Here is a 19,618-nt window from a genome sequence, read left to right as displayed (position 1 = left end):
CTGCCAACGCGAGGCTGGCGGTACTTGCAGGCGCCCTTTCACACGGCGGAGAGGAGTGCGGCGATCGCGGGTGCCGCCTTCTCGCGATCGGCCGGCACCAGGCCGATCCGGGTGCGCCGGTCGAGGATGTCGTCGATGTCGAGCGCACCTTCGTGCTTGATCGCGTGAACGACGTCGGCCTCGGTGACGCCGGGTGCGATCGGCGTGGTCGGGTGCGGCTTGTCGTCGACCAGGCGGATGTCCTTGGTGCGGCACGGGATCTTCGTCAGGTTCGTCGCGTTGACCGCGTCCGCCGCCATCTTGCGGTAGGTCGTGAGCTTGCCGCCGACGACCGTGATCACGCCGTTCTGGGCCTTGAGCACGGCGTGGTGGCGGGACAGGTCCGCCGTCTGGCCCTCGGCTTCGAGCAGCGGGCGCAGACCGGCGTAGCTGCCGATGACGTCTTCCCGCGTGAGCTCCCGTTGCAGGACGTGGGAAGCGGTCTTGAGCAGGAAGTCCACATCGGACTCCGGCACCGTCGGCACGTCCGGGATCTCGTCGACCGGCTCGTCGGTGAGGCCCAGGTACGCGCGGCCGTTCGCCTGGGGCAGCAGGAGTGCGTAGCGGTTGCGTTCACCGGGGACCGGGATCGTCAGCGCGGTTCCCGTGATGCCGACGGACTTCGCGTCCAGGACGAGGTGTGAGCCGCGGGACGGGCGCAGCTGCACCGGCGCGAGCGTGCCCGCCCAGACGCCCGTCGCGTTGATCACCGCTCTGGCCCTGACGCTGAACGTGGTGCCGGTGAGCGTGTCCTGGGCTTCGGCGCCATCGCCTTGCAGCGTCAGGACTTTCGCACGGGTGATGATGCGGGCGCCGTAGCCGGCGGCGGTGCGGGCGAGGGTGACCACCAGGCGGGCGTCGTCGACGAGCTGGCCGTCGTAGTTGAGGAGTCCGCCGGTGAGCTTGTCCGGATTCAGGCCGGGCACCAGCGCCAGGGCCTCGTGCCGGGTTACGCGGCGCGGCCGGGGCAGCACGCCGGCGGGGGTGCCGGCGGCGATGCGCAGGGCGTTGCCCGCCTTGAGTCCCGCCATGACGAAGTGGTTCGCGTTGGTGTGCAAGGGGAACAGCATCGGCAGCGTGCGGATGAGGTGCGGTGCCGTCCTGGTCATCAGGATGCCGCGCTCGACCGCGCTCTCGTGGGCGAGCTTCACGTCGCCCTTCGCGAGGTAGCGCAGGCCGCCGTGGACGAGCTTGCTGGACCAGCGCGACGTCCCGAACGCCAGGTCGTGCGCCTCCAGCAGCACGGTCCTGAGGCCGCGCGACGCCGCGTCGAGCGCGACGCCCGTGCCGGTGACCCCGCCGCCGATCACGAGGAGATCGGCGACTTCCTGTTGTGCAGCTTGGAGATCCTGCTCGCGGCGGATGGCGTTCAGGGACGTGTTCACGGTCGCAGCGCTCCGTCCAGCTGCTTGGCGAGCTCGTCAAGCAGCGAGGTGAAGTCGAGCCCGGACGTTGCGGGCTTCGTGGACAGGACCATCGACTGCGTGCTCAGCAGCACGACGCGGGCCTGCGTCTTGGCGTCCCCGAACCGGATCGACCCGTCGAGGTGTCCCGCCTCGATCTGGCCGACGAGGAACTGCTCGACGAGCCGTTGCGTGCTGCCGAGCCGCTCGGTGAGGTAGGGCAGCATCAGCTCGGCGTCGAGCTGGAGGACGCGCTGCATGAGCGGGTTGCCCGACAGCGCCCTGATCGCGTCCACAGCCCTGCTGACCAGCTGTTCGCGCGCGTTGCCGCGGCCGCCGGTCTCTTCGACCTCGGCCAGCAGGGCGGCGAACTCCCTGGTCATCAACGCCCGCACCAGGTGATCGACGTCCGGGTAGCGGCGGTACAGCGTCATTCGGCTCACGCCGGCGCGTTTTGCCACGTCGGTGAGGGTTGTCCGGCGTACCCCCACCTCAAGAACACACTCGCGGGTGGCGTCGAGCAGCGCGTCGTGAGTGTGACGTTGAGACGTCATGTGTAACACTGTAGCAGTGACCAGGGCGAGATGGACCACTGAGACCGTGCCGCTGCCGCCTCGTGCGCTGGCCTGGCTGAGTCAGCGGGTCGGGCTGGGCGAGCCGTTCGAGGAGATGCCGGTGCCGGCGCCGGAATCCGGGCTGTCCACCGACGCCTTCGAGGCGTTGGAGGCGGTGGCCGGGATCAGCGTCGACCCGGTCGACCGGCTGGGACGTGCCGGTGGCCTGTCCTATCTGGATCTGCTGCGCCACCGCGGCCACGGCACGCTGGCCGTTCCCGACGCCGTTGTGCAGCCCTCCACGCCGGACGAGGTCCTCGAAGTCCTGAAGGTGTGCGTCGAGCACGACGTTGCCGTGGTGCCGTTCGGTGGCGGGACCTCCGTCGTCGGCGGGGTCGAGGCGCTGCGCGGGTCGAAGTCCGCGGTGGTGGCGTTGGATCTGGCCGGCCTCGGGGCGCTGGTTTCCGTGGACCCCGTGTCCCGGGTCGCCGTGCTGCAGGCCGGGATGACCGGGCCCGAGGCCGAGCGGCTGCTGGGGGAGCACGGGTTCACGCTCGGGCACGTGCCGCAGTCGTTCGAGCGGGCCACCATCGGTGGGTTCGCGGCTACTCGATCCGCGGGGCAGGCGTCCTCCGGGTACGGGCGGTTCGAGGACATGGTGGAGTCACTGCGGGTGGCGACGCCGGTGGGGGAGTGGGTGGTCGGTGCTGCTCCTGCTTCTGCTGCTGGGCCGGATCTGAAGCAGCTCGTGCTCGGCAGCGAAGGGCTGTTCGGGGTGATCACCGAGGTTTCTGTGCGGGTTCGGCCCAAGCCTTATGGGCCTCGGTACGAAGGGTTCGTGGTCGACGGCTGGGAGGCCGGGGTCGATCTCGTTCGTTCTCTTGCTCAGGACGGGGTGCTGGCCGACATCACCCGTCTGTCCGATGTGGACGAGACCGAGGTCGCCCTGGAGCTGGCCGGGCCGAAGGCCGCCACCTTGAAGAAGTATCTGCGGTTCCGGGGTGTGAAGCAGCCCTGCCTGGTGATTCTCGGGTGGGAGTGCCGGTCCCGGTCCGCGACCATGAGTGCGTTGAGCGGGCGGAAGGTCGTGCGGTTGGGGCGGGCCATGGGGGTGGCCTGGTTGCACGGGCGGTTCAACGGACCTCGGCAGCGGGACGCGCTTCTGGACGCCGGGGTGTGCGTGGAGACGCTGGAGACCGCCACGCACTGGTCTCGGGTGTCCGAGTTGCGGGACGCCGTTCGGGCGGCTTTGACCGCCGAGTTGGGGGATCCCGTGGTGATGTGCCATGTCTCGCACGCTTACGAGACCGGGGCCTCGTTGTACTTCACCGTGTTGGTGCCACGGGATCTCGCGGACCCGGTGGGGCAGTGGGAGCGGGCCAAGGTCGCTGCTTCGGATGCCATCTCCCGGCTGGGCACCATCACCCATCACCACGCGGTGGGCCGTGACCACCAGCCCTGGCTGGAGAAGGAGATCGGGCCGATCGGCGTGGACGTGCTGCGAGCCGTGAAGGCGCAGCTGGACCCGACCGGCATCCTCAACCCCGGCAAGCTGCTCTGACGCGACGCGGGACCTTTCGCACCGTGTGACAGTGCGAAAGGTCCCCGCGTGCGTTCGCTCAGGTCAGAACTGGACGAGCATCTTGCCCTTGTTGTCGCCGCGCAGCATGCCCAGGAACGCGGACGGGGCCTGGCGGACGCCGCCCTCGACGACGGTCTCGCTGTACTTGAGCTCGCCAGAGGCGATCCAGGCGCCGACCTCGGACACGAACTGCTGCTGCAGGGCCTTGTGGTCGCCCACCAGCATTCCGCGCAGGGTCAGCCGCTTCGCGAGGATCTGGATCATGTTGCTCGGGCCTGCGGGCTTCTCGGCCTCGTTGTACTGGGAGATCGCGCCGCACATCGTGATCCGGCCGTTCACGTTCAGGGCGTCGATGGCCGCCTCGAGGTGCTCGCCGCCCACGTTGTCGAAGTACACGTCGATGCCGTTGGGGGCAGCTGCGGCGAGCTGCTCGGCGACAGGCCCGTCCTTGTAGTTGAAGGCGGCGTCGAAGCCGAGCTCCTCGGTCAGGTACTTGACCTTCTCGGCGGAACCCGCCGAGCCGATCACGCGCGCGGCGCCCTTCAGGCGGGCGATCTGGCCCACGATCTGGCCCACGGCGCCTGCTGCGCCGGACACGAAGACGGTGTCGCCCTCCTTGAACTCGGCGGTGACCAGGAGGCCCGCGTAGGCGGTCAGGCCGGTCATGCCCAGGACGCCGAGGTACGCGCCCAGGGGAGCGACGTCGGGATCGACCTTCACCGCGTGCTTGGCGTCCAGGACGGCGTACTCGCGCCAGCCGAGGCCGTGCAGGACGTTGTCGCCCACTGCGATGCCCTCGGCGTTGGAGGCGACCACCTCGCCCACGGCGCCGCCTTCCAGGGGCTTGCCCACCTGGAACGGGGGGACGTACGACTTCACGTCGTTCATGCGGCCGCGCATGTACGGGTCGACGCTCATGACCACGTTGCGCACCAGGATCTGGCCTTCGCCCGGGGTGGGGATCTCGACCTCGGCGATCTCGAAGTTGTCCTCGGTCGGCCAGCCCTTGGGGCGGGACGCGAGCCGGACCTCGAGTGCGGTGCTGGTCATGATCGAACCATCTCCATCCAGGAATTGCGGATCAGTTATCCGTTTCAACCGGCTGTGCGGTTCGACTGTTCCGGATTGTGAGCTAGACCGCAGGAAGGAGGGTGGTGAGGTCTCGATAGGCGAAGCCGAGTTTGCGGTAGAGGGCGATGGCCGGGGCGTTGTAGTTCTCCACGAAGAGCGCGCACGTGCCGTAGAGGGTGAGCAGGGATGACGTCACGAACTGGCAGACGCGCCGGCCCAGGCCCTGGCCTGTGTGGGACGGGTGGACGGCCACGCCCATCATGAAGCCGACGTCGGTCGAGGACCACGCTTCGGCTGCTGTGGCGACGAGGGTGTCGTTCGCGTGGACGCCGGCCCAGCGGCGGACTCCTGGTTCGCCCGGCCAGGCCCAGGACTCGGGGAGGGCGGCGCGCAGCAGCGGTTCCACGCCGTCTGTTGTGGACAGCCAGTGGACGTCGGGCGGGGGATCCAGCGTGCCCGCGCGGTCCATCCAGCCGAAGGGCTTGTCCTCCGTCCACGGTGTGGGCATCAGAGAAGCGACCTCTTGGGCCAGCGTGCGTTCCATCAGTGGGCGCAGGTTCGTGCCTCGGCCGTGCGCGGCCAGCAACGAGGCCACGCCCTCCGGTGGGCCGGAGAGGACCAGGCGGCGGCGCCGGGTCAGTGAAGGGGCGTGCACGGCTACCGCGCCGCGGTGTTCCCACGCTGCGCCACCGGAAGACAGGGCCTGCGCCGCCCAGCGGATCAGAGGGTCGGCGGAGGCGTCCTGGATGTCGGCGGTGGTGCGTAAGCGGCGCACTCAGTCCTTCTGCTTGCGGCGCAACAGGGTTCGCTTGGCCAGGGAGTCCTCGAGAGCCTGGTAGGCGAGGTCCATGGCCCGGTTGTACTCGCCTTGCGGGCGTGGCGGGACGGACTCGTCCGGGAGCGGGGGCGTGACCATCTGGAGCCAGCGCTCGTTCCAGAGTTGCTCCACGGCCTGTTCCCAGTGCAGGGCGGCACCCATGCGGACGACCCGCTCGCGGTCGCGGACCTCGGCGATCTGGTGCTGGGTCTGGGCGATTCGCTCGGCCAGCTCGGCGCAGCGGACCTCGTCCAGCTTGCGCTGGCGGGTTGCCGCGTCGGTGGCGATGGCGATGATCTCCTTGTAGCGCTCCACGGCTGAAACGCTCTCCGGCACGGCCGGCACCTCGATCACCTCCTCGCTCCGACGCTGCGACGGGACCGACTCGAACATCGTCGTCATCATCGGGTTCATCACGCTTCTCCTGTGTCGAACGGGATGATCACCTGCGGTCGCGAGTGCTCGAACCGGTCGAAGAACAGGCCTCGGCGTGGTCGGGGCGACCACGCCATCACCTGTTCCGGTCCGAGCGACAGCAGCTCCTTGCCCTGGACGTCGAACGCCACCCATGCGCCGATGTCGTCGTAGACGCCTGGTGGGAGGCTCGCCTTGAGCCTCGTGACGCCTCGCCACCAGCCCAGCACGTGGGTGCGGTTCTCCGGGCCGTGCTTGAGAACCGTGCGCAGGCTGTCCAGGCCGGACGCCCGCGTTGCCGGATCTTTCTGCTCCAGCAACGTGTGTGCCGCGTCCACGCCGTAGAGCACCAGGTAGTGCGGTGACGGCGGCGTGTCGGACGTGCCCGTGTTCAGCGACTGCAGGCGGGCCGCCGTGCGGTTCAGCAGCTCGCGGATGCCGTCGATGCCGATCACCGAAGCATCATGACCGTCGGCGCTCAGGCGTTTCGCCAGATGCAACGCCGCCGGCATGGCCTCGTCGACCAGGCACGCCAGGGAGAACGCCGCCTCGGACGGCTCGTGCTGCCTGCCCAGGGACGCGGCCGCTCCGCCGAGCACGGCGGCCGCGTCCTGGACCACGGAGCCGATCACCGCGATGTTGCGGCCGGGGGTGCGGGCGAACCGCACCCGTGCCGCGCTGCCCGCGACGTCGATCACCTGTCCCAACAGCACGGTAGGCGAAGCGTCGCCCGGCCGCAGTTCGAGGAAGTCCGGCAGTGCGTCGAGAAAGGGAACTTTGCTTCCGTCGAAGAGGCCTGGGGCCTCGCCAGGCTCGCGGCGCCACAGCTCGTTCTGCAGGAAGTCCATGGTGCCCTTGGACGTCGAGTCCGGGATGCGGCAGATCTCGTTGCCCGGCTTCACCCCCGACTCGTGGTTGATCACCGCGTGCCAGCGGGGGAGCTCCACGGCGGCGTCGTTCTGCGGCTCGGCCAGCACCCGGCGGGCCTTGGGCAGGGCGATGCGGACGGTGAACTGCTCGAAGATCGCCGACTTGCCCCAGAACCCTTCGATGCCCGAGACGTCCTGCGACGACAGCACCAGGTGGATGCCCTGCGAGCGACCGCGCCGCGCCACGTCCTCCAGCAGCTGGGTCGCGGCGGCGGTGACCTGGTCGCGCTCGCCGAAGAGGTACTGGAACTCGTCGATCACCGCGACGATCCGCGGCCAGCGCCCGTTCGGGTCCTCCGCGCGCAGGTGCTCCAGCTTCGTGACCTCGTGCTGCTTGGCCGCGTCCGCGCGCCGGCGCATCTCGTCGGACAGGAACTTCAGCAGCGCCACGCCGAACTCGCGGTCGGTGTTGACGTTCACGCCGACCAGGCGCGCGTGCGGCAGCCACGACGGGTCCTTGCGGCCCGGCGCGAACTGCGCGAACGACACGCCTTCCTTGAAGTCCAGCAGGTACAGCTCCAGCTCGTCCGGCGAGTACCGCGCACACAACGAACCGAGCATCGCGTAGAGGAAGTTCGTCTTACCTGAACCCGAAGGTCCACCGATCAACGCGTGCGGCGAGGTGTCGCCGAGTTGCACGCACACCGGCTCACCGTCGTCGAAGCCAACGGGCGCAATGACTCCGGCGGCGGAGTTCTCGGTCCACGGCCGTTCGGGCAGCAGATCGCCGAAGGTGCTCATGCGCGTCCGCCGCTCCTCGCGCTTCTCCGCGATGGCGGCACAGGCGCGCGGCACGAGAGTCCGCGGCAGCGGCGGATCAAGCGTCACGGTGACGTGCTTGCCGGTCATCGTGCAGGTCGCGGTGCCGTCACCGCGCAACGACACGGTCTCCACCGGCGAGTTGATCGTGATCGGGATGTCCACGATGAACAACTGCACCCCGCACGCCAAACCGTTGCGCGCCACGCGTTGCAGCTGCTGCTGGTGCTCTTCCTTCAACGCCTTGCGGTTGCCGAACAACACGGCGATCCGCCACGGCTCGGTGCGCCTGCCCTCACCGCTGACCGATCGAACGGTCAGGTGCCCGTCGACCAGAACCTTCGTGTGCACCTGGCGGATGTGCTCGGACAGCTCGTCCAGCAGCTCGTGCAGCCGCGCCGGGTCGTGCACCGTCAGCAGGTTGGCGCGGGTCAACGGGTAGAGGCCCGGCAACGACCCGGTCAGCTGGCCGACGTCCCACACGTGAACGTGCACGAGACCCGGCTGGAAGTGCGACAGCACCCGCAGCAACAGGTTCTCCACCAGCGTGTCCGCGAGCTGACGGCTGTCCGAAGTGGACGAGATGTGCAGGTGCGCCTGGTCCAGCAGCGGAACCGCCACCGGGAACGGCTGCGTCTCCGGCGCGGACGTCACCACGCCCGTGCCGATCCGCCACAGCTCCGGCACGCCCTCGCTGCCGTCGTGCGTGCCAGGCGTGCCGAGCCACGACTCGTGCGGCCACGACGCCGGCCCGGCGGCGACCGAGTTCACCAGCGCCGTCAGCTGGTCGGGACCGGTCGTGGTCCACTCGTGGTACGACTGCTGCCAGTCGTGCTTGATCTGGGCGAGCCGCTCGGCGAACTGGGCCATCGAGAGCGGAGCCTGGCGCGGGTTTCTCTCGCGCTTCTCGTCGACCACCAGGAACGGTGTCACGTTCGCCAGCGCGGTGTCGCGCAGCGCCTTGTCGGCGCCCATGCCGCGCACAGTGAACTCGAACATGTCCTTCGCGTGCTCGGTGGCGAGTGCCCGGTGCTCACGCGCCACGGAGCCCAGCGCGGCCGCAACGGCGCGCTGGAACTCCGTGAAGGCTTCCTCGATCCTCCGTCGCCGCTCGTCCCGCCTGCTCATCACAGCTCCACGGTGAGTCGTTGGATGCGCTCTAGGGTTCCCACCATCAGTTCCAGCTGATCGGGGAATCTTTCCTTCGCGCGCACGAACTCCGGTGGAAGCAGCGACTCGTGGTGGTTCTCGCTCGACTCGGCGAGGATCGCGACCGCCTCGTCGAGGCCCTCCTGCGCGCTGCGGACACTCCGGTACGCCTCACGCAGGATCTCGCTCGCCTGCTCGAGCGCGGCGCGAACGTCGGCGATGGATGCCATCAAAGCCTGCTGTTGATGCCCTCGGCCCCGGAAATGCCCGCGCCGAGGTAGTTCTGCAGCTCGCTCACGCCGGACACGACCTGGGCGAACTGGGCGTTCGTCGTCTCGACGTCCGCCTGCACGGAGCCCTGCGTGACCGATGTCAGCAGCTGCTGCGCGTCCTCGGCGAGCTCAGCCGCCTGTTGGAGGGCCGACTGGCTTTGGCTCGCCTTGTCGATCGCCTGGGCAATTGCGGCACGGACCTCTTCGATGCTGGCCATGTCGACTCCCGAACCCTCCCGGAACAGGGCGGTCGTACAACCACCCTCAGTAGAGATTGTGCCCAGATTTTCACAGTTGAGACCGAAGATCGGCTAACTGGGTGGATGCCTGAATCCACTCGAACGGGCCTTGATTTAATGATCAGTTAGGCGCGGCGCTGGCCCCTCGACTGAGCGTGTAGTAACCCTCACAATGCCGCCTACACCCCGTTGTGAAGACCTACCGACCGGCCGGGTGAATCAAGACGGCCTTGCGGGTGAGTTGTCACGCGGAGTACCTGCACCGAACGGGTCATCTCCTGCCCACGCCTCGACCAGGACGCGCTCGGCTCCCGGCACCAGCCCGTTGATCAGCTCGGGGTCGTCCAGCACCGTCCACGCCGTCGGCGGCTCGCACGCCACCCGCGGGGTCGGGAAACCGTCACCCAGCCCCCGCACGAAGGTGCGAACCGCCCGCGCCAGGGCCGCGGAGACGTTGTGCGTGGCCTTCTCCGAGCTCGGCTCGGTGATGATGACGGCCCAGCACCCCGGCTCCTCGTCCGAGCAGTCACGGGCGTCCACGACCCGCGCGTCAGCACGGTTGATGAGCGCGTCGCACGCGGCACGCGCCTGTTGCTCGTCCGCCGCCTCGACCACCACGGTGATCAGCAGCACGAGGTCTTCCACGCCCAAAATGGTGTCAGACGACACGGCGCGCGAATTCCAGCACCCGCATGACGGCCTCGGCGTCGGTCAGCAGCCCGTCGACGATGTGCTCCTCGAAGGCGGTCCCGCGAATCCTGTCCGTTCCCGCGCGCGTGTCCGAGATCGGCACGATCTCGTCATCCGACCCGTGCAACCACAACGTCGGCAGCTCGCCCAGCGCCGGCCCGAAGTTGACCTCGTCCATCAGGTCGGCCAGCTCGTCGGACGCGCCGTCCCACATGCCCAGCACCGGTGATACCAGCACCAGTGCGGCGAGCCCTGAATGCGTTTGCGCGTAACGGACCGCGGCGGGTGCGCCGGTGAAGTGTCCAATGAGGACGACCGGTCGGTCGGCGGCCTTCACCGCGGCCTCGACGTCCTCGGTCACCGCGACCGCAACCCCGGCGGAGCGCAGCGAAGAGGCGATGCGCTCGCCGTGCGGCAACACGGCGAGCCATCCTGGTACGTCCATTTACGCAGCGTAGAACGCGCTGATCTCGATCCGGCCACCGGAGCACACCGGGCCGTAGGTCCACGGCACGGACAGCGGTGCCGTCTCGTCCGGCGGGATCGCCGCGACCTGCGTGGCCTCCGGCTCGCACGGCTTGTCCACGGGCTCGTCGCCGGCCGGGACGATGGACCAGTGCAGGTTCGCGACCGCCTTGGCGCCCGGCGCGAGCGAGATCGCCTTCGGGCCGGGATCGGCCTTGCGCTCCAGCTTGGTCGGCACCGCGGCGCCGCCGGCGGTCTGCAGCTGGAAGCCGCTGTAGCCGTTCAGCGTGCACGGTGCGGTGCTGGAGTTCGTCACCACGAACTTGGCGTACCTGTTGCCGGCACCGGCATCGGTCGGCTCGACCGCGCCTTTGAGGACGGACGCGTCGCAACGCTTGACCGCGGGAGCCGCGGGAGCCGCGGACTCGTCGGCGGCCTCCGCGGGTGAAGCGGAGGGCGACGACGGAGTCGACATCGGCAGCGTGGCAGACCCGGTGTCCGCGGTTCTGTCCCCGCAGGCCGTCACGGAAGCGAGCACCAGCAGTCCGCAAGCGATCAACCGTCGAGTCATGGATGCACCTCCTACCAGTGAGGATGTGCCCACTCACCAAGTCACCCACACAACCTGCCGGAAATTCACCGGATCTGGTGGACGGCCCATCCGTCGGGCAGCTCCGGCATGCCCTTCACGGCCGCCGTCCACAGGTACGTCCAGGCGATTCGCCCGTCGGGCAGCACGACCCGCACGCGCCGGTAGTCGTCGCCCTCGTACTCGTCGAGCAGCGGCAGCGCGTCCTCGGGTGAGCGCAGCCGCAGCACGAAACCGGGCACGCCGAGGCCGGCGCCTGGACGCAGTGCCGGGTAGCCGAGGCCCGTGTCGAACAACGTGCCGGGCAGGTGGGTCTCCTCCGACTCCACGACGTGCGGCTCCATCAGATCCCAAGCGCTTGCGCCCGGCTGGAGCGTGCCGTAGACGAACAGCAGCTCCGGCCAGTCGTCGGCGGACGGAACGCCGTGCACCTCGGTCACGTCCAGTCCGTCGGTCATCGCCGGCACCCCGCCCAGCACACGGGCATGTCGCTGCGACACGTCCTCACACCGGACCATACGGCCGTTCACGAGCACGGGCATCCGCTTCTTGGAGCCTGCCGTGTACGCCAGGACCGAGTCGATGACACCGCCGTTGTACAGCACCACGCGGCCCGTGTGCAGGCGTACGAGGCGATAGCGCAGTCCGCGGCCCTCACAGCGGTCCAGCACGCGGAGTTGTTCGGGCGTGGCGAACCAGACCGAGTGCTCCTCGACGTGGCCGGGTTCGGCCGCGAGCGTTGCCGGGCGCTGGCCGTCACGCGCGCGCATGCCCGCGGCCCAGACGGCAGAAAGGCCCTCGCACCGTGCGCGAAGCACGACCGCGGGGCCTTCGAGACCGAGCTCCTCGCGGAGCCAGGTGACCTTGCTGGGGTTGGCGTTCGAGCCGTAGCCGAGCACCGGCATCCGGGCAGCCAACGGGGGCTCACCGTGGTTTGCGAGCCATTGGTCTAGGTCGATGTTCTCCGGCTCTACCCGCCATCCCGACTCCATCGTGAGGTCTGGTCGCACTGGCCAGCCTGTTTCGTCGACGTGGACGAAACAGTGGTCTGGACGAGTCCCCGGATAGGGCTCCGCCGGATGGCTTTCGTCGGTGAACGGTTGGGCCATTGGTCCATTGTGCCAGCGGGAGGGGCCAGATTGCGCCCCCTAATCGTGACCCATCCGATGTTTCACTCGGCTTTGTGGGTGTTTAGTGAGAACCTTCACTGCGCATTCGAGTGACTGGCCCGATGTCTATCCTTCGACACTCCGGCGAGTCTCAGGCTTCGTCGTAGCGGTTCTGTGCCTGGGCGACCTCCGGGTAGTTCGCCTCGATCCACGACGACAGCGCCACGAGGTGCCCTGCCGCGCCCTTTCCGAGTGGCGTCAGGGTGTACTCGACGTGCGGCGGGATGACCGGCTTCACCTCGCGGTGCACGAAGCCGTCGCGCTCCAGCGTCCGCAACGTCTGGGTGAGCATCTTCTCGCTCACGACCTCGAGCTTGCGGCGCAGGTCGCTGAACCGCCACGAGCTGCCGTCGGACAGTGCCTGGAGCACCAGCACGCCCCATCGGCTTGTGACGTGCTCCATGATCGCCCGCTCCGGACATATCGTGACCTGCATGCTCACCTCCACGTAAGTACCCAACTTCAAAGTGGGTACTTACCAGAGGTTAGCGCTAACCATAGCTTTGACGCCATGACGATCCTCATCACCGGAGCAACCGGCCAGTTCGGCGGCGCAGTCGTCCGCTACGTCCTCGACCGCACGGACGAGCAGGTCATCGTGTCCGTGCGGAGCCCGGAGAAGTTCACCCTCGAAGGCGTCGAGGTGCGTCAGGGCGACTTCGACCGGCCCGAGACCCTCGACTTCCGCGGCGTCGACAAGCTGCTGATCGTGTCCGCGGACGCGCACGACTCCGCCGTCCGCATCCAGCAGCACGCCAACGCCATCGCCAAGGCGAAGGAGCACGGCGTGGGCCACGTCTTCTACACCAGCGTGACCGACGCGGACACGTCCACGCTGAGCGTCGCCGAGGTGCACAAGGCCGCCGAGGAAGCGATCCGCGCGACCGGCCTGACCTTCACGTTCCTGCGCAACGGCATGTACCACGAGAACTACCTGGACACGCTGGCCCAGGACGTCGTCGCCACCTCGACCAAGGACGGCCGCGTCGCGAGCGCCCCGCGTGACGACCTCGCGCTGGCCGCCGCCGTCGCACTGACCACGGACGGCCACGAGAACGCCGTCTACGAGCTCACCGGCTCCACGAGCTGGTCGTTCCCCGAGGTCGCCGGCGAGAAGTTCCGCGACGTGAGCGACGAGGACCTGATCGCGGCCGGCATGCCCCCGTTCGTGGTCGACTTCTTCGCGGCGATCCGCGAGGGTGTGCTCGCCGAGGTCCGCCCTGACCTGGAGAAGCTGATCGGGCGGCCTTCGCGCCCCATCGCCGTCTAGGTGAACTCGGGGTGCGCCTCCGGGTGCGCGTCCCACCACTTGCGGTACTCGGGATTGCGGTCCAGCACCGACCGGTAGGCGTCGGCGGCGCACGCGAACACCTCGTGCGCCCGCCCCGCCACCGGCGAGTCCCGCCGCGTCGCCACGAAGATGTCCGTCATCAACGGCGTGCCGCGCAGCTTGCGGATCACGATGCCCTCACCGGTGCGCGAGGGTGCCGCGGCGAACGACACGGCACCGCTCGCGACCAGGCCGCGCGCCATGTTCGACTCGCCGGTGTGGTGGGTCAGCCTGGGTGCGAAACCGGCGTCCGCGCACGCCTGGAACACCTGCATCCGGTTGCCCATCATCTGCGCGGGCGGCGTGACCCAGTCGCGGTCGGCGAGCTGGGCGAGGTCGATCTCCTCCTGCCGCGCCAGCGGGTCCTTCTCCGACACCGCGACGAACGCCGGTTCGCTCACGAGCTTGCGCAGCTCGATGCCCGCGAGGTCGCGTGACGGCATGCCGTCGAAGAACTCGAACAGGGCCACGTGCACCCGGCCCTGTTCCAGCAGGTCCACGATCTCCGGCGACGACTGCCGCACCTCCGCCCGCACATCGGCGTTGAGCTGCCGCAGTCCCTCGACGAGCGCCGCGAAGTACAGGATCGAGATGCAGCCCAGGTACAACGGGCCGCAGCGGTCCGTCTCCCTCGTGGTGCTGATCAGCTGAGCCATCTCGTCGAGGACCAGTCTGGCCGTGCCCAGCACACGACGGCCCAGGTCCGTTGGGATGCAACCGTTGCGCGTCCGGTCGAAGAGCTGGCCGCCGACCAGTCTCTCGACCGTGCGCAGCTGGGCCGACAAAGCGGGTTGGGTCAGTCCGAGCCGCGTGGCGGCCCTGGTCACGCTGCCTTCCTCGGCGATGGTGCGAACCGCGCGGAGGTGGCGGAGCTCCAGCTCGGGCATAAAGACCTTGTATCCCCGTTCTGAATGCGCCGCCACCCTTCGATCGGGGCATAGTGATGTCGAAGATCTCCCGGCCCGGCGCTTGCGGCAGCGTCCAGGGTCCGGCGCGGGAGGGTGCGCACCCCTCGGTTCGACGCTGCTGCCGCGCACCCTGCGCTCCGCGGCAGTAGCGTCGAACCCATGGCGGTGAAGGACTCTCCCACTGGCTGGGTGAACGAGCACATACAGAAGTACGTCGAGACCGGCGGCGCCGAAGGTCATGAGTGGCGGCCAGGTGTGTTCACGCTGCTGCTGACCACCAAGGGGCGCAAGAGCGGCGAGATGCGGCGCACCGCGCTCATCTACCAGCGCGCCGGTGACGACTACGTGGTGGTCGCGTCGCAGGGCGGCAAGCCCCAGCACCCGTCGTGGTACCTGAACCTCGCAGCCGATCCCGTGGTGGACGTTCAGGTCGAGGCGGACAAGTTCCAGGCGCGCGCCCGCACAGCCGGTCCCGACGAGCGAGACCGGCTGTGGAAGCTGATGAACGAGGTCTGGCCGTCCTACGCCGACTACCAGAAGAAGACGGACCGCGAGATTCCCGTTGTGGTACTGGAGCCGATCAAGGGATGACGACGGCCGCGCCGGTCACGGTGACGCGGCGGTCTTCGCGCGTGGCGTCGACCTCGAGCCGTGACGGCCTGCCCATGTCCTCGCCCTGGCTGATGACGAACCGTTGCGGCCCTTCGAGGTCGCGCAGGTAGCCACCGAACGCGGCGGCGGCAGCGCCCGTCGCCGCGTCCTCCACCACGCCACCGACCGGGAACGGGTCGCGGGCGTGCACGAGGTCCGCGGACTCGCGCCAGAACAGGTGCACGGTCGTGAGGTCGTGCGCCAGCAACAGGTCGCGCAGTGCGTCGAAGTCGTAGTCGAGGTTCGCGAGCTGTTCGCGGTCTTTCAGCGGGATCAGCAGGTGCCGTGCGCCGCCGAAGCCGACGTGCACCGGCCCATCGCCGATCTCCTTGTACCGCAACGCTTCCAGTGCGGCCGAGACCAGCTCCGGGTCCGCCTCGGACGTACTGGTGGGCACGCTCGTGAGCGAAGCCGTACCGTCGGCGGTCTCGATGGTGATCTCACCGGCCGGCGTGTGGAACGTCAGCGCGCCGTCGCCGATCCGCTCCGCCAGCGCGACGGCCGTGGCGATCGTGGCGTGACCGCAGAACGGCACCTCGGCCTTCGGGCTGAAGTACCGGACGTCGAACTCGCGCCCTTCCCTCGGCAGCACGAAGGCGGTCTCCGAGTAGCCCACCTTCGCGGCGATGGCGAGCATCTCGTCGTCGGACAGGCCGGTCGCGTCGAGCACCACGCCCGCCGGGTTGCCGCCTGCCGGATCCTTCGTGAACGCGCTGTAGCGCAAAACCCCCGTGTCGCTCATACCTCGCTCCAACGCGTAGCAGTGCTGAAGTCTTCCGCCCATGTTCTTGCTGGTGAAGTAGGTCAGCCCGGCCTTCTCGAGCACGCGGCCGGACGCGGTGTTCTCCGCCACGTGGCCGGCGACGACGCGGTCGGCGATGGCGAGCGCCTTGTCCCGCAGCTCCTCGGCGATCCTCGTGGCGACGCCGCGTCCCCAGTGCCCCGGATCCACCCAGTAGCCGATCTCGATCTCTCCCAGATCGCCCTCGAGCATCTGCCCGATCCCGATGACCTCGCCGTCCTCCACGACGGCGTGCATGCCGAAGCCGTAGCCCTCCCAGTGCCGCAACGCCTGCTCGTGCCGTTCGGCCACGTACTCCGGCGTCCAGGGCTGCCCGTCGCCGACGTACCTGGTCATCCGCGGGTCGGTCGCCCAGCGCAGCAAGTGCTCGAAGTGCTCGTCGCCCCACTGCACGAGTTCCATCAGCCCATAGTGCCTCAGGACAGCTGCGGGAGAAGCCCCTCGCACGTGCGGACCACGATCTGCGCGGCCCTGCGCTGGTCGTTCGGTGCGTGCACGTCGGCGGCCTGCGCCTGCCACCGCACCAGCGCGTCGAGCAACGCCTCCCGCTGCTCCCGCTGGTCGGCCTCGTAGTCGAAACCCAGGCGCGCCAACGAGGTCGTGCCCTCCGCGCCGACCAGCCGCAACGCCTCCGCCTGCAGCTCGGCCGGCAGCTTCGTCCGGCCTGCCTGCAACGCGGCGACGAGCCGGAGCTCGCGGAAGTCGTGTGCCGAGGCGACGACCCGTTCCAGGTCGGCCATCAGCTTGCGGGCGTTCTGCCGCGGCTCCATCCGGAACAGCACGTCCAGCGCCAGCAGCGCCGACCGCGCCTTGAGGATCTCGCGGCGCTCGGTGAAGTGGATCGCGATCGAGTCGCGCAGGTCGCCGAGCCCGCTGCGCTGCACCAGCTGACCGGTGAGCTTGACCTGGGTGTCGAAGCCCTGCCGGATCAACGCGGTGATCAGCCGGACGCCGAAGATCCCGAACCGTTCGAGCAGCGCCTGCCGCACCGCCGGGTCCATCGGCACCGGGAACTGCTCGCCGACGAACCGGTCCGCCGACAGCAGGTGGTCCTCGAGCTCCTCCCGGCCGAGCGACGCCAGCGACCGCAGGGCCGCGAACTCGTCCTCCCGCAACGTCTTCGCGGCCACGGCGAGCAGCCCTGCGACCGAGACCACGTTCTGGCACAGCGGTTGCACGGCCACATCACGCCGGTAGCGGCGGGCGATCTGCTTGGCGGACGACAACGCGTCGATCCGCCCGGCGCCGATCTCGTCGGCGCGGGCGAGCACCGCGACCGTGTGCACCGCGGCGGTGCGGGCGATCGGGTGGTCGTTGGCCGCCTGCAGGTACTTCAGGTCCTCGTCCTGCACGTGCCGCATCAGGTACAGCAACGCGTCCGCCTCACCGAGCACCTGCTCCGGCGAGGCCTCGGCCGGGGTGTCGATCAGCACGACGTCCCGCAACGTCCGCGCGGGCCACTCGACGACGATCCGGTCGGCGCGGTCGAACTGGCCGATCTCCACGTGGTGCCTGCCGCCCCGCCTGCCCACCGCGACCTCGTGCGGACGGCCGGGCCCGGAGAACACGTGCGCGCGCGGTTCGGTGCCGTTGCGGTACCAGACGAAGGAGTTCAGCGGCGCGAACTCGTCCCCGATCAGCGCACTGACCACAGTGGACTTGCCGATGCGCGACCGGCCGGCCACCGCGATCCGCACGGGTTCGGTGTAGCGCTCGATGTGGGAACGCAGCCAGCCCGTGGCGCGCGGGCTGTCGCGGTAGACGGCCAAAGCTTCCTGCAGCATCGACCAGACGACGCGATCCAATGTCACGCGGAGAGCTCCATCGCCGGACCACCGAGCGCCTGCACCCGCTTGTAGAGCGTGACCAGCTTGTCCAGTTCCTTGCGGCCTTCCCGCAACCGGCGCTCGCGTTCGGTCTGGTCGTCCTGCACCGCGCGCTTGGCACTGCGGGCCGACTCCAGCAACGTCTCCTGGAACTCCTCCGCGAGCGTGCTGAAGTGGTTGCGCAGCGAGCGCTGGATGTGGCGGCCCGAGTCGCGGACGTCCTTGGAGAACTTCATGAAGAAGTCGTCGACGTGCCGTTGCGCGGCGGCCTTCGCGGCGGCCTGGCGGCGCTTCAGCCGTTGGTCGCTCTCGTCGAGGATCGACTTGCCACCGAACAACGCACCGGCGCCGAGCGAGATCACGTTGATCAGCGGCATGCCGGCGAGCGAGGTGACCAGACCGAACATCAGCACGCCGCCGTACGAGCCGCGCAGACCGGTGAAGAGCTTCTGCGGGATCGAGAACGGCTCGATCTTCGGCTTCTCCAGCCTGCCGACCGGCTCCAGCAGGTCGTCCGGCAGCACCGAACCGGGGATCAGGTCCTCGCGGTAGACGGGGAAGTTCTTCGCGACCTTCGCGGCCACCCACTCCGCGCGCTCCATCAGCCAAGCGAAGTTCGTGGTGGCGGCCTCGTTGAGGTTGTCCTCCAGCCACTGCTCGAACTTGTCCCAGCCGATCGCGGGATCGGCCTCGTCGTAGGTCTTGTCGACCTCGCGCAGGATCTTGCGCGTGCGGTCGCGCAGGTCGTACTCGACGTCGGAGATCAGGTCGGCCATCTCGTCGTTGAGCACGTTCTGCCAACGCGCTGACCGGCGCCGCAACTCGTCGACGCGGCGCTGGGCCTCCTGCAGCGTCGAGATCGTGGCGGCCGTGCGGGACGAGTCGTGGGCCGTCAGCTCTTCGCGCAGCGGCGTGACGAGCTGGCTGATCGCGCTGGAGGCGACGACTGCGACGGCGCGGCGGGCCAGCAGGTCGGCGCTGGCCACGATGTCCCGCTGCACGCACGCCAGCAGTTCGGGGAAACCGGACTCGTTGTTGAGCCGCTGGTCACCGGTCTTCGCGGCGCGCAGCCGCAACGCGCTCGACACCGGGATGAGCTTCGCGGGGACGCCGGCGCGGGCGAGCAGGGCCTTGTTGCGCTCCACGACGGTGCGCCAGCTCGGCACGAGGTCGATCTTGGTGACGACCACCGTGACGTTCGGGCAGGCCTCCATGACCTTCTTGAGCAGCGTCATCTCCGCGGAGGTCAGCTCGCCGGTGGCGTCGGAGACCAGCAACGCGGCGTCGGCCTGCATCAGCGTCGCGAACGTGCTGGCGGTGTGCGCGGATCGGGTGTCACCCACTCCGGGGGTGTCGATCAGGACGAGGCCGCTGTCGAGCAACGCGCGGGGGATGCCGATCTCGGCCCGCACGACGTGCTGCGAACGGGCGGTGGAGACCTGCTTGGTCACCTGCTCGATCGGGACCGCGATGCGCTCGGTCGGCGTGTGGAAGATCGACCCGCGGGCGGAGGCGTTGCGGACCAGCGCCGCCGACGGGGTGTCGGCGTGCTGCACGAACGTCGGCACAGTCGTCGTGATGTCGTCGCCGACCGCGCAGACCGGCGCGTTGAGCAGCGCGTTGACGAGCTGGCTCTTGCCTTGCTTGGACTCGCCGACGACGAGAACGCGCAACTTGGGATCGAGCTGCTGAGCCCGCTTCTCCCGCAGCCGGGCCTCGAGATCGGGCCTCCGGTGCGTGACGCAGGCTGCGATCGTCTCGTCGAGCACGTCGAGCCAGGGCGGTGCCATCACCTGACTCATAGTGCCGTGTTCACCCCCTTGGGTGAAAGCCTCGAACGCAAGACCGGTTCCGAACGGGGGAGACCGAGCTGTTCGGAGCGGACGGTGATGTTGCTCACCGCGAGAGCTGCCATGACCGTTTTGCCTGGTAGACGCCGAACCGGCCCTGTCCAGATGAG

20 protein-coding genes are annotated in these 19,618 nt (G+C 69.0%); 3 read left to right on the top strand and 17 right to left on the bottom strand.

What is annotated here, in order from left to right; genetic code table 11:
- Positions 1-38: 38 nt before the first annotated feature.
- Positions 39-1,424, bottom strand: coding sequence for a glycerol-3-phosphate dehydrogenase/oxidase (locus C8D87_RS28075; protein WP_112228956.1), 1,386 nt, complete (start codon positions 1,422-1,424; stop codon positions 39-41).
- Positions 1,421-1,996 (bottom strand): TetR/AcrR family transcriptional regulator, encoded by a 576-nt coding sequence (locus C8D87_RS28070; RefSeq protein WP_112228955.1) that lies wholly within the window; start codon positions 1,994-1,996, stop codon positions 1,421-1,423. Before C8D87_RS28070 ends, C8D87_RS28075 begins: the two co-directional genes overlap by 4 nt.
- On the opposite strand from C8D87_RS28070, the gene C8D87_RS28065 reads away from it, so the two are divergent.
- Positions 1,995-3,557 carry an FAD-binding oxidoreductase gene (locus C8D87_RS28065; RefSeq protein ID WP_112228954.1) on the top strand — a complete coding sequence of 521 codons (1,563 nt, stop codon included), beginning with the start codon at positions 1,995-1,997 and terminating at the stop codon, positions 3,555-3,557. The two genes, C8D87_RS28070 and C8D87_RS28065, sit on opposite strands and share 2 nt — an antisense overlap.
- A gap of 63 nt (positions 3,558-3,620) precedes the next feature.
- On the opposite strand, the gene C8D87_RS28060 is transcribed toward C8D87_RS28065, so the two are convergent.
- The 11 genes from C8D87_RS28060 to C8D87_RS28010 all read right to left on the bottom strand — a co-directional run bounded on the left by C8D87_RS28060 (position 3,621) and on the right by C8D87_RS28010 (position 12,577).
- Positions 3,621-4,628, bottom strand: coding sequence for an NADP-dependent oxidoreductase (locus C8D87_RS28060; protein WP_112228953.1), 1,008 nt, complete (start codon positions 4,626-4,628; stop codon positions 3,621-3,623).
- A gap of 82 nt (positions 4,629-4,710) precedes the next feature.
- A complete protein-coding gene (locus C8D87_RS28055; protein WP_112228952.1) occupies positions 4,711-5,424 on the bottom strand; it encodes a GNAT family N-acetyltransferase in 714 nt (237 codons plus the stop codon).
- Complete coding sequence (locus tag C8D87_RS28050; protein WP_112228951.1) at positions 5,425-5,880, bottom strand: hypothetical protein; 456 nt, start codon at positions 5,878-5,880, stop codon at positions 5,425-5,427.
- Complete coding sequence (locus tag C8D87_RS28045) at positions 5,880-8,696, bottom strand: FtsK/SpoIIIE domain-containing protein (protein ID WP_112228950.1); 2,817 nt, start codon at positions 8,694-8,696, stop codon at positions 5,880-5,882. Before C8D87_RS28045 ends, C8D87_RS28050 begins: the two co-directional genes overlap by 1 nt.
- Positions 8,696-8,947: a hypothetical protein gene (locus tag C8D87_RS28040; protein ID WP_112228949.1), complete on the bottom strand. Its 252-nt coding sequence runs from the start codon at positions 8,945-8,947 to the stop codon at positions 8,696-8,698. The genes C8D87_RS28045 and C8D87_RS28040 overlap by 1 nt, the downstream gene beginning before the upstream one ends.
- Positions 8,947-9,207, bottom strand: a complete 261-nt coding sequence (locus C8D87_RS28035) for a hypothetical protein (RefSeq protein ID WP_030467713.1) — start codon at positions 9,205-9,207, stop codon at positions 8,947-8,949. Before C8D87_RS28035 ends, C8D87_RS28040 begins: the two co-directional genes overlap by 1 nt.
- A gap of 240 nt (positions 9,208-9,447) precedes the next feature.
- A complete protein-coding gene (locus C8D87_RS28030; protein WP_112228948.1) occupies positions 9,448-9,873 on the bottom strand; it encodes a hypothetical protein in 426 nt (141 codons plus the stop codon).
- A 13-nt stretch (positions 9,874-9,886) separates the two neighbouring features.
- Positions 9,887-10,363 carry an alpha/beta hydrolase gene (locus C8D87_RS28025; RefSeq protein WP_109631888.1) on the bottom strand — a complete coding sequence of 159 codons (477 nt, stop codon included), beginning with the start codon at positions 10,361-10,363 and terminating at the stop codon, positions 9,887-9,889.
- The gene (locus C8D87_RS28020) at positions 10,364-10,954 is read right to left on the bottom strand and encodes a DUF4232 domain-containing protein (RefSeq protein ID WP_112228947.1); all 591 of its coding nucleotides are present in this window, start codon (positions 10,952-10,954) and stop codon (positions 10,364-10,366) included. It abuts the gene before it with no gap.
- 65 nt (positions 10,955-11,019) lie between these two features.
- Positions 11,020-11,889: a gamma-glutamylcyclotransferase family protein gene (locus tag C8D87_RS28015; protein WP_233442320.1), complete on the bottom strand. Its 870-nt coding sequence runs from the start codon at positions 11,887-11,889 to the stop codon at positions 11,020-11,022.
- Positions 11,890-12,232: 343 nt separating this feature from the next.
- Entirely contained in the window at positions 12,233-12,577 is a 345-nt protein-coding gene (locus C8D87_RS28010) for a winged helix-turn-helix transcriptional regulator (RefSeq protein ID WP_109633143.1), read from the bottom strand.
- A 75-nt stretch (positions 12,578-12,652) separates the two neighbouring features.
- On the opposite strand from C8D87_RS28010, the gene C8D87_RS28005 reads away from it, so the two are divergent.
- Positions 12,653-13,411, top strand: coding sequence for an NAD(P)H-binding protein (locus C8D87_RS28005; RefSeq protein ID WP_112228945.1), 759 nt, complete (start codon positions 12,653-12,655; stop codon positions 13,409-13,411).
- Here C8D87_RS28005 and C8D87_RS28000 read toward each other — a convergent pair.
- Positions 13,408-14,358 (bottom strand): LysR family transcriptional regulator, encoded by a 951-nt coding sequence (locus tag C8D87_RS28000; RefSeq protein ID WP_112228944.1) that lies wholly within the window; start codon positions 14,356-14,358, stop codon positions 13,408-13,410. The two genes, C8D87_RS28005 and C8D87_RS28000, sit on opposite strands and share 4 nt — an antisense overlap.
- A gap of 180 nt (positions 14,359-14,538) precedes the next feature.
- Here C8D87_RS28000 and C8D87_RS27995 point away from each other — a divergent pair, with 180 nt between their 5' ends.
- A complete protein-coding gene (locus C8D87_RS27995) occupies positions 14,539-14,970 on the top strand; it encodes a nitroreductase family deazaflavin-dependent oxidoreductase (protein WP_112228943.1) in 432 nt (143 codons plus the stop codon).
- Here the strand turns inward: C8D87_RS27995 and C8D87_RS48970 are convergent.
- From C8D87_RS48970 to C8D87_RS27980, 3 genes are read right to left on the bottom strand one after another with little or no spacing between them, the layout of a single operon-like run.
- Positions 14,960-16,234, bottom strand: a complete 1,275-nt coding sequence (locus C8D87_RS48970) for a PhzF family phenazine biosynthesis isomerase (RefSeq protein ID WP_112228942.1) — start codon at positions 16,232-16,234, stop codon at positions 14,960-14,962. The two genes, C8D87_RS27995 and C8D87_RS48970, sit on opposite strands and share 11 nt — an antisense overlap.
- Before the next feature lie 14 nt (positions 16,235-16,248).
- The gene (locus C8D87_RS27985; RefSeq protein WP_112228941.1) at positions 16,249-17,643 is read right to left on the bottom strand and encodes a P-loop NTPase family protein; all 1,395 of its coding nucleotides are present in this window, start codon (positions 17,641-17,643) and stop codon (positions 16,249-16,251) included.
- Positions 17,640-19,460 (bottom strand): dynamin family protein, encoded by a 1,821-nt coding sequence (locus C8D87_RS27980; RefSeq protein ID WP_233442319.1) that lies wholly within the window; start codon positions 19,458-19,460, stop codon positions 17,640-17,642. The genes C8D87_RS27985 and C8D87_RS27980 overlap by 4 nt, the downstream gene beginning before the upstream one ends.
- Positions 19,461-19,618: the final 158 nt, after the last annotated feature.

It is taken from the genome of Lentzea atacamensis, assembly GCF_003269295.1.
Classification (GTDB): Bacteria; Actinomycetota; Actinomycetes; order Mycobacteriales; family Pseudonocardiaceae; genus Lentzea; species Lentzea atacamensis.
Note: the sequence above shows the minus strand (reverse complement) of the source record. Positions and strands in the feature narration are given on the sequence as shown.

Excerpts from the sequence above, each read along its gene's own strand:
- C8D87_RS27995 (WP_112228943.1), top strand. The coding sequence starts at position 14,539 with ATGGCGGTGAAGGACTCTCCCACTGGCTGGGTGAACGAGCACATACAG.
- C8D87_RS48970 (WP_112228942.1), bottom strand. The coding sequence starts at position 16,234 with ATGGAACTCGTGCAGTGGGGCGACGAGCACTTCGAGCACTTGCTGCGC.
- C8D87_RS28000 (WP_112228944.1), bottom strand. The coding sequence starts at position 14,358 with ATGCCCGAGCTGGAGCTCCGCCACCTCCGCGCGGTTCGCACCATCGCC.
- C8D87_RS28040 (WP_112228949.1), bottom strand. The coding sequence starts at position 8,947 with ATGGCATCCATCGCCGACGTTCGCGCCGCGCTCGAGCAGGCGAGCGAG.
- C8D87_RS28020 (WP_112228947.1), bottom strand. The coding sequence starts at position 10,954 with ATGACTCGACGGTTGATCGCTTGCGGACTGCTGGTGCTCGCTTCCGTG.
- C8D87_RS28010 (WP_109633143.1), bottom strand. The coding sequence starts at position 12,577 with ATGCAGGTCACGATATGTCCGGAGCGGGCGATCATGGAGCACGTCACA.
- C8D87_RS28045 (WP_112228950.1), bottom strand. The coding sequence starts at position 8,696 with ATGAGCAGGCGGGACGAGCGGCGACGGAGGATCGAGGAAGCCTTCACG.
- C8D87_RS28025 (WP_109631888.1), bottom strand. The coding sequence starts at position 10,363 with ATGGACGTACCAGGATGGCTCGCCGTGTTGCCGCACGGCGAGCGCATC.
- C8D87_RS27980 (WP_233442319.1), bottom strand. The coding sequence starts at position 19,460 with ATGAGTCAGGTGATGGCACCGCCCTGGCTCGACGTGCTCGACGAGACG.
- C8D87_RS28065 (WP_112228954.1), top strand. The coding sequence starts at position 1,995 with ATGTGTAACACTGTAGCAGTGACCAGGGCGAGATGGACCACTGAGACC.
- C8D87_RS28060 (WP_112228953.1), bottom strand. The coding sequence starts at position 4,628 with ATGACCAGCACCGCACTCGAGGTCCGGCTCGCGTCCCGCCCCAAGGGC.
- C8D87_RS28005 (WP_112228945.1), top strand. The coding sequence starts at position 12,653 with ATGACGATCCTCATCACCGGAGCAACCGGCCAGTTCGGCGGCGCAGTC.
- C8D87_RS28050 (WP_112228951.1), bottom strand. The coding sequence starts at position 5,880 with ATGAACCCGATGATGACGACGATGTTCGAGTCGGTCCCGTCGCAGCGT.
- C8D87_RS28035 (WP_030467713.1), bottom strand. The coding sequence starts at position 9,207 with ATGGCCAGCATCGAAGAGGTCCGTGCCGCAATTGCCCAGGCGATCGAC.
- C8D87_RS28070 (WP_112228955.1), bottom strand. The coding sequence starts at position 1,996 with ATGACGTCTCAACGTCACACTCACGACGCGCTGCTCGACGCCACCCGC.